Genomic DNA, 11,900 nt, shown 5'->3' with positions numbered 1-11,900 from the left:
TGCGGTAACGATGTCCACTATTGTCACGAATACATAGGCCGTATGGTCGGGCATGGTGCCGTTGGTACGGACCCCGACGGCCGGGGAAGCCCTCCCGTAATCCCGATACGAAGTGAAGGTGTGAAATTGATGCGTAGTCTGATCCGGCGTCGCGGCACACGTGCAGCGGCGGTGATCGCGGCAACCGCGGTTTTCGCGGGAGTCATGTCCGGCTTCGGCGCATCCACGGCGACTGCAGATCCGATCATGGATTCGAAGACACTGCTGGCGAATCCGACCGCACCCGACGGCTCGAAGATCACCAAGGCCGAGTACAAGGACGACCGCAGCATTCGCATCCAGGTCTACTCCGCCTCCATGGACCGGACCTTCCCGGTCGATGTGCAGCGCCCCGCCGACGCCTCGGTGCCGCGCCCCGTCCTGTACCTGCTCAACGGTGCGGGCGGCGGCGAGGACGACGCGTCCTGGGTGGCCAAGACAGACGCGCTGAAGTTCCTCGGTGACAAGAACGTCAACGTGGTCCAGCCGATCGGCGGCAAGTGGAGCTACTACACCGACTGGATCAAGGACGACCCCACGCTCGGCCGCAACAAGTGGAAGACCTTCTTCACCGAAGAGTTGCCGCCGCTGATCGACGGCGCGCTGGGCACCAACGGCATCAATGCCATCGCTGGCCTGTCCACCTCGGGCACCACCGTGCTCGCGCTGCCGATCGCCAAGCCGGGCCTGTACAAGGCCGCCGCCGCCTACAGTGGCTGCGCCCAGACCAGTGATCCGGTCGGCTCGGAGTTCGTCAAGCTGACCGTCGAGACCTGGGGTGGTGGCAATATCGACAACATGTGGGGCCCCATCGGTTCGCCGGATTGGAAGGCCAACGACCCGTACGTGAACGCCGAGGGTCTGCGCGGCATGGATCTGTACATCTCGACCGGCAACGGTCTGCCCGGCCCGTACGACACCCTGAACGGTCAGTACGCCCTGCCCGGCGCCTACGGTCTGGCCAACCAGATCCTGATCGGCGGCGTCATCGAGGCAGGCACCAACTACTGCACCAACAACATGAAGACGAAGCTGGATTCGCTCGGCATCCCGGCGACCTTCAACTTCCGCCCCTCCGGCACCCACTCCTGGGGCTACTGGAACGACGAGCTCCACGCCTCCTGGCCCACCCTGGCCCGGGGTCTCGGCCTCTGAGTCGGCCCGCCTGATCCACACCGACCGCTCTGATGTGTTCTATGACACAATCAGGGCGGTCGGTTTGTATTTACCCGGTCTCCGGCGCTGACTGATTTCCGCAGGTACCCGGGTAACTCATCGGATACGGGCCGACTTGCGCGGTAGCCGGCCGGTGGCCGCCGACAGGACGGTCGGGGCACCTGAATCCGGCCTGCCCGTTCGAAAAGCGGGACAGACCAACCAAAAAGTTCGGGAACCCGTAAAATTCTGTTCTGTGAGTACAACCCTGGCCGAATCGGCGCGTAACGCGACGACCCGGGCGAGATCTGTCAGCGTCTTGCTCGGACCGGCATTCGTAGCGGCCATCGCCTATGTCGACCCCGGCAATGTGGCATCGAATATCAGCGCGGGCGCCCAATTCGGCTACCTGCTCGTCTGGGTCATCGTGATGGCCAATGTGATGGCCGGGCTGGTGCAGTTCCTCTCCGCGAAGCTGGGGTTGGTCACCGGTATGTCACTACCGGAGGCGGTCCGGTCGAAGTCGAGTCGACCGGTGCGCCTTGCCTATTGGGTCCAGGCCGAGACGGTCGCGATGGCCACCGATCTGGCCGAGGTGGTCGGCGGTGCGATCGCGTTGAAGCTGCTGTTCGATCTGCCGCTGCTGATCGGCGGGCTGGTCACCGGTGTGGTCTCGATGGCGCTGCTGCTGGTGCAGAACCATCGCGGGCAGAAACCGTTCGAGCGGGTCATCACCGGTCTGCTCGCCGTTATCGCCATCGGCTTCCTGGCCAGCGTGGTGATATCGCCGCCGTCGGCCGCCGGCACCGTCGGCGGCCTGCTGCCGCGCTTCCAGGGCTCCGAGAGCGTACTGCTCGCGGCGGCCATGATCGGCGCGACCGTCATGCCGCATGCGGTGTACCTGCACTCCGGACTGGCCCGCGACCGCCACGGTCAGCCCGAGGTCGGCCCGCTGCGAACCCGGTTGCTGCGGATCACCCGATACGACGTCGGACTCGCCATGGTGTTGGCGGGCACGGTCAATATGGCCATGCTGCTGATGGCCGCGAACACCTTGCGCGGCCGCGAGAATATCGAGACCCTCGAGGATGCGCACGCCGCCGTCGGCGATGCGCTCGGCCCCGTCGCCGCGCTACTGCTGGCAATCGGCCTGCTGGCCTCCGGCCTGGCATCGACCTCCGTCGGCGCGTATGCGGGCGCGATGATCATGGAAGGCCTACTGCGTCGCAAGATTCCGCTTCTGGCCCGCCGTCTGGTCACGCTGGTTCCGGCCATCATCATCCTGGCGGCCGGTATCGATCCCACACGCGCGCTGATCATTTCGCAGGTCGTGCTGTCGTTCGGTATCCCGTTCGCATTGATCCCGCTGGTCCGCTTCACCAGCGACCGCGGTCTGATGGGCAACGATGTCAACCACCGGGTGACCACGAGCCTGGCCTGGCTGGTCGCCATCATCATCAGCCTGCTCAATGTGGCATTGATCTACCTGACCGTCACGGGCGGCTAGGCGAATAGCGTGCGCTGGGCATAGCCGGTGTCGAAATACTCACGGGCTTCGGCGATCTTGCCGTCTTCGACCCGGAAGACGATCGCCACATTGTTGACATACGGCTCGCCCGCCTTGGTGGTCGCGCGGGTGGTCCATTCGGCGACCGCCTGCGCGCCGTCGGCGAGCACCGTTCGGACTTCCTGACCGATCGGCTGCGACAGGTCCATTCGCTCGACCATCTGCGCGACGAATTGCCCGAAGATCTCCTCCGGCCCGGTCCAGGTCCGCGCGGTCGGCAACTCGCCGAACAGGGTCCAGGTCGATTCCGGTGTGAAGAAGGCGGCGGCGCGTTCGGCATCGCCGGATCCGAGCGCCTCGATATAGGCCAGGATCGTCGTGCGGGTCTGCTCGGTGGTCGACATGTTCGCTCCCTCAGGCGGTGATGGTGAGGACCGCGTTGCCGCGGATCCGGCGGTTGTTCAAATCGGCGAGCACGTGTGCCGTTTCGGCCCAGTCGGCGACCCTACCGAGCTCAGGATGCAGGCGGCCGGTGGCGGTCAGCTCCACCAAGACGCGCAGGTCTTCGGCATCGGTGGTGTCGGCGACCCAGTGCGGGAAATGCTTCAGCGTGAACGGGGTGACCGTGAGGTAGTCGAAGAAGCTGAGCCGGATCGGTTGCAGACTCGCCTGGCCGAACCACAGCACTGTGCCGCCGGGCGCGATCCGGGCGAGTGCGTCCGCGAAGACGTCCCCGCCGACCGATTCGAAGATGACATCGAAGGGCCCGTCCGCATGGGCGACACCGTGGACCACCTTCGCCGCGCCGAGTTCGGCCAGCCGGGCGCCGCGCTCGGGTGCGGCCGCGACCGCCGTTACCGCGATGCCCGCGGCCGTTGCCAATTCGACGAGGTAATGACCGACCCCGCCGGATGCCCCGGTGATCAGCGCCTTCTTATCGGCCGGGGCTTCGACATGGCGGAGCAGGCGCAGCGCGGTCAATCCCGCGAGCGGCAATGCGGCAGCGGTAGTGGCGGGAACCGCATCGGGCAGTTCGACCAATGCGGAGGTCGGCACCGGCACCCGCTCGGCCCAGCCGCCGCCGTCGGCATGGCCGACCACGCGGGTTCCGACGGCGGGCCCCGAGCCGTCGGCGGCCGCCGCGACCACTCGGCCGACCACGTCCTGTCCCATTACGGTGCCCGGCGCGGTGGGGGTGCCGTAGGCGCCGGTCATGGCGAGGATTTCGCCGCGGTTCACCGAGAACGCCTCGACCTGGATGACCGCGGCATCGGCGGCGGGCGCGGGTTCGGGGGCGTCGGCGAACCGCACCAAGGTCCGATCACCGGTTGCGGCAAGGGCTTTCATCTGAATTCCTCCTGGTCGTTGCGACGAAAACGACATTAGGAGGGTTGGTCTCCAGGTGAAAGAAGGCAGTAATTAGTGGTATAGGTACCTGGTGGATACCAACGATCCCATGGCATACGACATCTTCAACCTGAACTGCCCGTCGCGCGCGATCTTCGACCGGCTCGGCGAACGCTGGACCGGTCTGGTGCTGCTGGCGTTGCAGCCGGGCACATTGCGCTTCTCGGAGCTGCGCAGACAGGTGCAGGGCATCACGCAGAAAATGCTCACCCAGACCCTGCGCGGTCTGGAACGCGACGGCATGGTGTCGCGCACGGTATATCCGACCGTGCCGGTCACCGTCGAATACACCCTCACCCCGCTCGGCCACAGCCTCAGCGCCGCCGTCGATGTGCTCCGAGCCTGGGCCACCGAACACATCGACGAAATCAATACGGCCCGAGCAGAATATGCCGCCGTCGGCTAACTCACCGCATCAGCAGCCGCATGACGCGAGACCAAGGGGGCCACGAACACGCGACGCCCGCGCCGCCAAAAACTCATACCCAGTTTTCGATCCAGTACTTCCAGATCAATGGGGCGTAGGCGGCCAGCGGCGGCACCTTGACATCGGTGCCCATGAGCGCGGCGGTCGTGTTGCGGCAGTCGAACCAGCAGCTGAATTCGCTGTGCTCCAACACATCCTGGGGAACACCGACGCGGGGTAGCAGCCAGCTCGCACCGGGGACCCGCAGCATCATGTCGAGGGTGCGCTTGGGCATTACTTCCACCAGATGCGGCGCACCGGCCTCATCGGCGAACAGATTCAGCGCCTCGGCCGCGCTCTGTCTGCGCGGATCAGCCAGGTGATAGGTGGTCGCGTGCGAGTCGGGCCGGTGCGCAAGATGATCCAGTGCACGGGCTACGAAATCGACCGGCACCATATTGGTTTCGCCCAGCTTCGGCACCAGCACGGGCAGGATCCGCGGTAATTGGGCTGCCATCCGCAGCAGCCGGAAGAAGTAGTAGGGCCCGTCGACCCGGTCGATCTCGCCGGTGCGCGAATGTCCGATCACTATCGAGGGCCGATAGATCCGCCACCCCATTCCGGAGTCGCGCACGATCTTCTCGGCTTCGAATTTGGCCCGCTGCATCGGCGAGGTCAGCACCTGGCCCACGTCGAACATATCCTCGGTGAACAGGCCCTCGAATCCGCCCGCCACATCCACTGTCGAGACGTGATGTAGCAGTTCGGCTTTCAGCTTCTCCGCGACATCGATGACGTTCCGGGTGCCGCCGCACCGCTCGGTGAGGTCATAACTGGACGCCAGATGGAAGATATGGTCGATCGACCCCCGGTGCTCGGCGAGCCAGGCCGGATCAATGCCGAGCGCGGGCGCGCCGAGATCCCCACGCACCGGCCGCACCCGATCCTCACCCATCCACTCCCGGGCACAACAGGTGTACCGATCGGCCGAATCAGTACCCGGCCGCACCAGCACATGAATATCACCCTCGCGTTTCAGCAGCTCGGGAATAAGAAACCGACCGATAAACCCAGTTGCTCCGGTAACCAGGTAAGCCATAGCCGATCAACATAGTCGCTTGTTCGGGCACGCCTGTGCCCGGGATCACTTGCCCGCGCACGGAGTGCGGATCACGATCCTGGTCGGCGAGATCAGTCCGCGAAGACCGGCTTGCGCTTGGTGAGCATGGCGGTCGCGCCTTCGATGAAGTCGGGGGACTGCAGCAGTTCGCTCTGGCCGGACTTTTCGGCGGCGAGCGAGGAATCCAGTGCCGAAAGGGTCGCCGCGTTGAGCGCCTTCTTGGTGAGTTCGAGAGCGCGGCGTGGGCCCGCGGCGACCTTGGCGGCCGCGGCCTCCACCTGTGCGTCGAGTTCGGCCTCGGGAAGCACGGCGGTGAACATTCCGGCCGCCTTGGCCGCGGGGGCGGGGAGCCGTTCGCCGAGCAGCGCCATCTCGGCGGCCAGCGGGCGTCCGGCCGCCGCGGCGACCATGGCGGCCGCGCCGCCGTCGGGCATCAGGCCGATATTGATAAAGGCGAGCAGCAGGTAGGAGTCCTCGGCGGCGTAGACCAGATCGGCGGCGAGTGCGATGCCGACACCGACACCGGCGGCTGCGCCCTTGACCCGGGCGATGACCGGAATCGGCGCGTCCACAATGGCTTTCACGAGCCGGTTGGCCGCGTCCATCACCATGTCCGAGGTGATGCCGCGCTGCGCTTCGGACGCGGTTGCGGCAAGATCGGCACCGGTGCAGAAATCGCCGCCCGCGCCGGTCAGTACGATTACCCGTACCGAGCGGTCCGCGGCGGCAGCCAGGAAGGTGTCACCGAGGGCGACCATCGTGTCGTAGTCGATGGCGTTCTTCCGCTTCGGCTTGGTGAGCGTAACCCGGAGCACCTTGCCGTCGTGGACGGCGCTGAAGCCCGCGGGGGTGGTCGCGGAATCGGGGTTGCTCATGTGATGCTCCTGGTCTGGAATTCTGCGGGGCCGCTGTTTCGAGCGACCGGTAGGAGGTCGCCGCGGCGGCCATGAATAGTGGTTAACTTTGCGAATTGTGGTTAACTTAGGATGATTTGTCCGGCGCTGTCAACAGCGGCGCCGTCGCAGAACGGAGAGCTACATGGTCGCGGATCGCAGCGAGGTCGACGTCGCTGGCGATCGCTTGCGGGTCGCTCGAAACAACACGGCTTCCGGGCGGCCGAACGCGGGTGAGACCAGGGCGGGAGCCGAACCCGCCCAGGCGGTGCGGCGTCGCCCGAAGGATCGCAAGGTCCAGATCATCCGTGCCGCCGCGCGCGCGTTCAGCGACCGCGGCTACTACCCGGTCGGCGTCGACGAGATCGCCGCCGAGGTGGGTATCTCAGGGCCCGCGCTGTATCGCCACTTCGCGAACAAGTACGCGTTGCTGGTCGCGGCCGCCGAGGAAGGCGCACTGCACTTGCTGAAGATCGCACGCGCCGCGGACGATCCGAACCTGGCACCGCAGGCCAGGCTCGACGCCCTGATCAAGGCGCTCAGCGAACACACCATCGACATCCGCCGCGAGGCCGGGCTGTACCGCTGGGAGCGGCGCTACCTGGAGGCCGAGGACCGGGCCCGGATCAGGAAGGTCTATGACGCGCTCAACGCGACGCTGGCCGAACCGATCGGACTATTGCGCCCCACCGCGCCACCCGCCGATGTGGCGATGCTGGCTGCCGGGGTGCTCAGCGCCATCGCCAGCATCTCCTCCCATCGCACCACGCTCGCCACTGCCAGGCTGATGCCGCTGCTGCGCGAGATGTGCTGGTCGATCCTGCGCGCCGAGCTGCCGCCCGCACCGACCGAGCCCGATCCCGGACCGGCCATCCGTGGTCTGCCGATCACCTCGAAACGCGAACAGTTGCTCATCGAGGCGATCCGGATCTTCGGTCGCCAGGGCTATCACGAGGCCAGCATCGAGGAGATCGGCGCGGCCGTTGGCATCAATGCCTCCAGCGTCTACCGATACTTCACCAGCAAGGCCGACCTGCTGGCCGCCGCCTTCCATCGCACCGGCGACCGGGTGGCCATCGCCATCACCGAGGCGCTGGCCGAGGCGACCAGCCGTCCCGACGCGGTCCGGCGCATCGCCTACAGCCAAGCCCGGCTCACCTTCTCGATGCCGGAGATAATGCCGGTCTACTACGCCGAATTCAGCAATCTGCCACCGGCCGAACAACACAAGCTGCGTGCCATCCAGCGCCAGAACGTGCTGGAGTGGGCCAACCTGCTCGACAGCGATCCGGTCGAGGCGCGCTTCCGCGTACACGCCGCGATCGCGCAGATCATCGACGTAGGCAGGCTGACAAAGTTCAACACCCGCCCCGAGCACATCGCACGTGTATGCGCCTTGATGGAAGCCGTTCTACTCGGCTGACAGTTGACGTTCGGCCACCACGGAGCGGGTCTTACAAGCGAGGAGACCGCGGCCCGTCCCGCGTCGGAGTTGTCGAAGCGGATGCGATCAAGTCGCGAGTCTCGACAACTGAGTCGCTGTACACCGGGTACTGGCGATCTGCATCTCGGTGACCCGACGGAGCAAGTTACAACCGACCGTTCGTGGCCCGCGTCGTGTCCGAGTGGTCGAAGTGGATGTATCGCAGTCGCGAATCTCGACCACTGTGCGGGTGTACATCCGGTGCCGAACGATCCGCACGTCGGCGACTCCGACGGAGTGAGTCTTACGAGACCCGTTCGTGGCCGAGTCGTCGAAGCGCATGCGCCGAAGGTACGAGTCTCGACCGCTGGGCCCGCTGTACACCTGGTGCTGAACGATCCGCACACCCGCGACCACCACGGAGCGAGTCTTACGAGCGACCCGTTCGCGGCCCGTCTCGCGTCCGAGTCGTCGAAGCGATGCGCCGAAGGTACGAGTCTCGACCGCTGGGCCCGCTGTACACCTGGTGCTGAACGATCCGCACACCCGCGACCACCACGGAGCGAGTCTTACGAGCGACCCGTTCGCGGCCCGTCTCGCGTCCGAGTCGTCGAAGCGATGCGCCGAAGGTACGAGTCTCGACCGCTGGGCCCGCTGTACACCTGGTGCTGAACGATCCGCACACCCGCGACCACCACGGAGCGAGTCTTACGAGCGACCCGTTCGCGGCCCGTCTCGCGTCCGAGTCGTCGAAGCGCATGCGCCGAAGGTACGAGCTTCGACCGCTGGGCCCGCTGTACACCTGGTGCTGAACGATCCGCACACCCGCGACCACCACGGAGCGAGTCTTACGAGCGACCCGTTCGCGGCCCGTCTCGCGTCCGAGTCGTCGAAGCGCATGCGCCGCAGGCGCGAGTCTCGACGGCTCGGACGCGAGACCAAGGGGGCCGCGAACACGCAGCGCCGAAGGCGCTGCCAACAACTCAGGCAGAGCCGTGGCGCATCCGGAAGATGGCCTTCGCGGTGCGCAGATGCCGGGAATGCCGGTCGAAGGTGGACAGGTTCACCGGCGCGCGGTATCGCTTGCGCGCGATGGCCAGTGTCCGGCTGAACTCGCGTAGTCCCTGGTCGCCGTGATGGTGCCCCTGCCCGTATTCGCCGACACCACCGAACGGCAATGCGGGTATCCCGGCGTAAGTGGTCGAGGAATTGATGGTCACAACGCCGACCCGCAGCTGTTCGGCGAAGGATTCGATGCCGTGCACATCCCGGGTGAATACCGCCACCGCGACACCATTGCCGACCGCGTTGATCCGCCGCGCCGCCTCGTCCATATTCGCGACCTTGTTGACGATCAGCACGGGTCCGATGCCCTCACCGGTGATCGCGACGCTCTCCTCCGGCACCTCGGCGAGCACGATGGGTTCGATATAGGGCTCGCGAATCGAGTCCAGTCCGCCGACCACCGCGCGCCCGCCCCTGGCCAGTGCATCGCGTACCTGTTTGCGCACCACGTCGACCTGTGGCTCCAGGATCATCGGACCGTAGGAGGCGCGCTTATCCGCGCCGGGGCGCAGCCGCCGCGCATGCTCGACCACCAGTTCCAGGAATCGGTCGTAGACGGAGTTGGCGACGTAGGCCCGCTGGATGCCGGTGGAGTTCTGGCCCGCATTGGCCATCGCGCCGAAGACGGCGGCCTCCGCAGCCTCGTCGAGTTTGGCGTCGACGTGAACCACCATGGTGCCCTTGCCATTCCGCTCGACCACCACTGGTGTCATGGTCTGCGCACACAGTGTGATCACCTCGCGCGAACCCGCATCGGAACCGGCATAGGCGATCTTGTCCACCTTGGCGCGACACAGGGCCGCGGTGGTGAAGTGATCACCGGTGACCACTTGCAGCACAGGCTGATTCGGCGCCAGCTTGTTCCAGCTGTCGGCCAGCCAGACTCCGACGCCGGTGGTGAGTTCGTCGGGTTTGAACACCACGGCATTGCCGGCGGCCATCGCGTAGGCGATCGAACCCATCGGGGTGGAGACCGGGTTGTTCCAGGGGCCGAGCACGCCGACAACGCCGAGTGGCAGATAGCCGACGGATGCGTGCTGATTGCGGCTCAGCCAGGTCGATCCGAGCTTGCGCCGATCCAGTACCCGGGCGGCGTTGCGGGCCGCCCAATCCAGATTCTCGACGGCGAGCATCACCTCGATTGCCGCGTCCGCCTCCGGTTTTCCGGTTTCCTCGCAGAGGATCTCCACCAATTCGCCTGCGCGCCTGGCGATACTGCGTTTCCAGTCCAGTAGCCAGCGCTTGCGGGCGCTGAATCCTAGTTCCGCCCACCACTTTTCGGCGGAGCGTGCGGCGCGCACGGTGCGGTTGAGTTCACCGGCGCCCATTACGGCGTAGTTGCCGACGATTTCGCCGGTGCGCGGGTCATAGGACGTCAGCACGTTCGGTCGGCCCGATCCTCCCGTATGCGCTGCCGTCCTCGGCTGCGCGGTCTCGGCCATGGTCACCTCTCGCAGGGTCGATCCGCCGCAGACCGCTGAACGCCAGGCGAAGCGGTGCTGCCGCAAACGAGTGAGTGCGGGTTCCCCCGACTAGCAGACTATGGTCGCCGCGACGGCCCGACAAGGCACTCCTACCGCCCCTACGCTGCCCTTGACGGCCTCGACCAGCGACGATCTCGGCTGCGGCGGATCGGCTGCCGGAAATGTGACTAAGGACACACTTAGGTTTCGGACCGGTGGGTATCGCGCGCTCGGCCATGTCGAAATGCTCGGGCCGGTAACATCACGCCTGGCGGCAGGGATCACCAACCGGGACGTATTCGTGCCTAACGCTGGCGACCGCTCGCAGGTCGCTCGAAAGGGCCAGGTCCGGCGACCTGGTCGCCGCCCACGGCCCCGCGAACGCCGCCGATCAGACAACAGTGGAGAGTTGATGCCGAGCTTGAACCAAGCGGATTCGCACGCGAGCGACCCACCGCTCGATAGTGGTGACGCCGCGGTCGTCGTGGCCGACGTCCGGAAGTCATTCGGCGATGTGCACGCGCTGCAGGGCATCAGCTTCACCGCCGAGCGGGCCAGCGTGCTGGGCATCCTCGGGCCGAACGGCGCGGGCAAGACCACCATGGTCAAAGTGCTGTCCACCCTGCTGCGTCCGGATTCCGGCACCGCCGTCGTCGCGGGCCACGATGTGCTGAAGGACCCGGCGGGCGTGCGGCGCTCGATCATGATGACCGGCCAGTACGCCGCCCTCGACGAGAACCTCTCCGGCCGCGAGAACCTGGAGCTGTTCGGCCGCCTCATGGGCCTCGGTAAATCCGCCGCCCGTAAGCGCGCCGACACCCTGCTCGAGGAATTCGACCTGGTGAGCGCGGGGCGTCGTACGGTGCGCAACTATTCCGGCGGTATGCGTCGTCGCGTCGATATCGCCTGCGGACTGGTGGTGCGCCCCGAGGTGGTATTCCTCGACGAGCCGACCACCGGTCTGGACCCGCGCAGCCGTCAGGGCGTGTGGGATCTGGTGACCGCGCTGAAGAATCAGGGCATCACCGTGCTGCTCACCACGCAGTACCTCGAGGAAGCCGATGTGCTCAGCGACAACATCATCGTCATCGATAAGGGCACGGTGATCGCCGAGGGCACCGCCGACGAACTCAAGGAGAAGACCGGCGGCAGCTACTGCGAAGTGGTGCCGCTGGATCCGACTCAGCTGGGTAGGGCTGCCAAGGCGCTCGGTGATCTGGTGCCCGCCGCGGTTCTCGCCGAAATCAATAGCGCTGACCGGATTTCGATACCGGCGCCCGATGGCGCCGCCACCCTGTCCGAGGCATTGCGCAGGCTCGATAGCGCCGAAATCCAGTTGGCCGATATCGCGCTGCGGCGGCCCTCGCTCGATGACGTGTTCCTGTCCATCACCGGCCATACGGGCGGCCACTAGTGAGTTCC

Annotated in this window: 10 protein-coding genes; 5 read left to right on the top strand and 5 right to left on the bottom strand. The window is 66.1% G+C overall.

Going from position 1 to position 11,900, the window contains the following annotated elements:
* The first annotated feature begins 204 nt into the window (after positions 1–204).
* Positions 205–1,194 carry an alpha/beta hydrolase gene (locus tag ACQP1G_RS42145; RefSeq protein WP_433209296.1) on the top strand — a complete coding sequence of 330 codons (990 nt, stop codon included), beginning with the start codon at positions 205–207 and terminating at the stop codon, positions 1,192–1,194.
* A gap of 256 nt (positions 1,195–1,450) precedes the next feature.
* On the top strand, positions 1,451–2,701 hold the full coding sequence (locus tag ACQP1G_RS42140; protein WP_433195702.1) for an Nramp family divalent metal transporter: 1,251 nt from the start codon (positions 1,451–1,453) through the stop codon (positions 2,699–2,701).
* Here the strand turns inward: ACQP1G_RS42140 and ACQP1G_RS42135 are convergent.
* Both ACQP1G_RS42135 and ACQP1G_RS42130 read right to left on the bottom strand, forming a co-directional pair.
* On the bottom strand, positions 2,698–3,105 hold the full coding sequence (locus tag ACQP1G_RS42135) for a nuclear transport factor 2 family protein (protein ID WP_433195700.1): 408 nt from the start codon (positions 3,103–3,105) through the stop codon (positions 2,698–2,700). The genes ACQP1G_RS42140 and ACQP1G_RS42135 overlap by 4 nt on opposite strands.
* Before the next feature lie 10 nt (positions 3,106–3,115).
* A complete protein-coding gene (locus tag ACQP1G_RS42130; protein WP_433195698.1) occupies positions 3,116–4,048 on the bottom strand; it encodes a zinc-binding dehydrogenase in 933 nt (310 codons plus the stop codon).
* Positions 4,049–4,157: 109 nt separating this feature from the next.
* Here ACQP1G_RS42130 and ACQP1G_RS42125 point away from each other — a divergent pair, with 109 nt between their 5' ends.
* Positions 4,158–4,514, top strand: a complete 357-nt coding sequence (locus tag ACQP1G_RS42125; RefSeq protein WP_433195696.1) for a winged helix-turn-helix transcriptional regulator — start codon at positions 4,158–4,160, stop codon at positions 4,512–4,514.
* Positions 4,515–4,587: 73 nt separating this feature from the next.
* Here ACQP1G_RS42125 and ACQP1G_RS42120 read toward each other — a convergent pair whose 3' ends face one another.
* Complete coding sequence (locus tag ACQP1G_RS42120; protein ID WP_433195694.1) at positions 4,588–5,613, bottom strand: SDR family oxidoreductase; 1,026 nt, start codon at positions 5,611–5,613, stop codon at positions 4,588–4,590.
* Positions 5,614–5,705: 92 nt separating this feature from the next.
* Positions 5,706–6,509 (bottom strand): enoyl-CoA hydratase-related protein, encoded by an 804-nt coding sequence (locus ACQP1G_RS42115; RefSeq protein WP_433195692.1) that lies wholly within the window; start codon positions 6,507–6,509, stop codon positions 5,706–5,708.
* Positions 6,510–6,672: 163 nt separating this feature from the next.
* On the opposite strand from ACQP1G_RS42115, the gene ACQP1G_RS42110 reads away from it, so the two are divergent.
* Positions 6,673–7,950, top strand: coding sequence for a TetR/AcrR family transcriptional regulator (locus ACQP1G_RS42110; protein ID WP_433195690.1), 1,278 nt, complete (start codon positions 6,673–6,675; stop codon positions 7,948–7,950).
* A gap of 983 nt (positions 7,951–8,933) precedes the next feature.
* On the opposite strand, the gene ACQP1G_RS42105 is transcribed toward ACQP1G_RS42110, so the two are convergent.
* Complete coding sequence (locus ACQP1G_RS42105) at positions 8,934–10,457, bottom strand: aldehyde dehydrogenase family protein (protein ID WP_433209293.1); 1,524 nt, start codon at positions 10,455–10,457, stop codon at positions 8,934–8,936.
* A 433-nt stretch (positions 10,458–10,890) separates the two neighbouring features.
* Here ACQP1G_RS42105 and ACQP1G_RS42100 point away from each other — a divergent pair, with 433 nt between their 5' ends.
* Positions 10,891–11,892 (top strand): ATP-binding cassette domain-containing protein, encoded by a 1,002-nt coding sequence (locus ACQP1G_RS42100; protein WP_433195688.1) that lies wholly within the window; start codon positions 10,891–10,893, stop codon positions 11,890–11,892.
* Positions 11,893–11,900 lie beyond the last annotated feature (8 nt).

Source organism: Nocardia sp. CA-107356 (assembly GCF_050946365.1).
Taxonomy (GTDB): domain Bacteria; phylum Actinomycetota; class Actinomycetes; order Mycobacteriales; family Mycobacteriaceae; genus Nocardia.
This window is presented reverse-complemented; position numbering and strand designations above follow the sequence as displayed.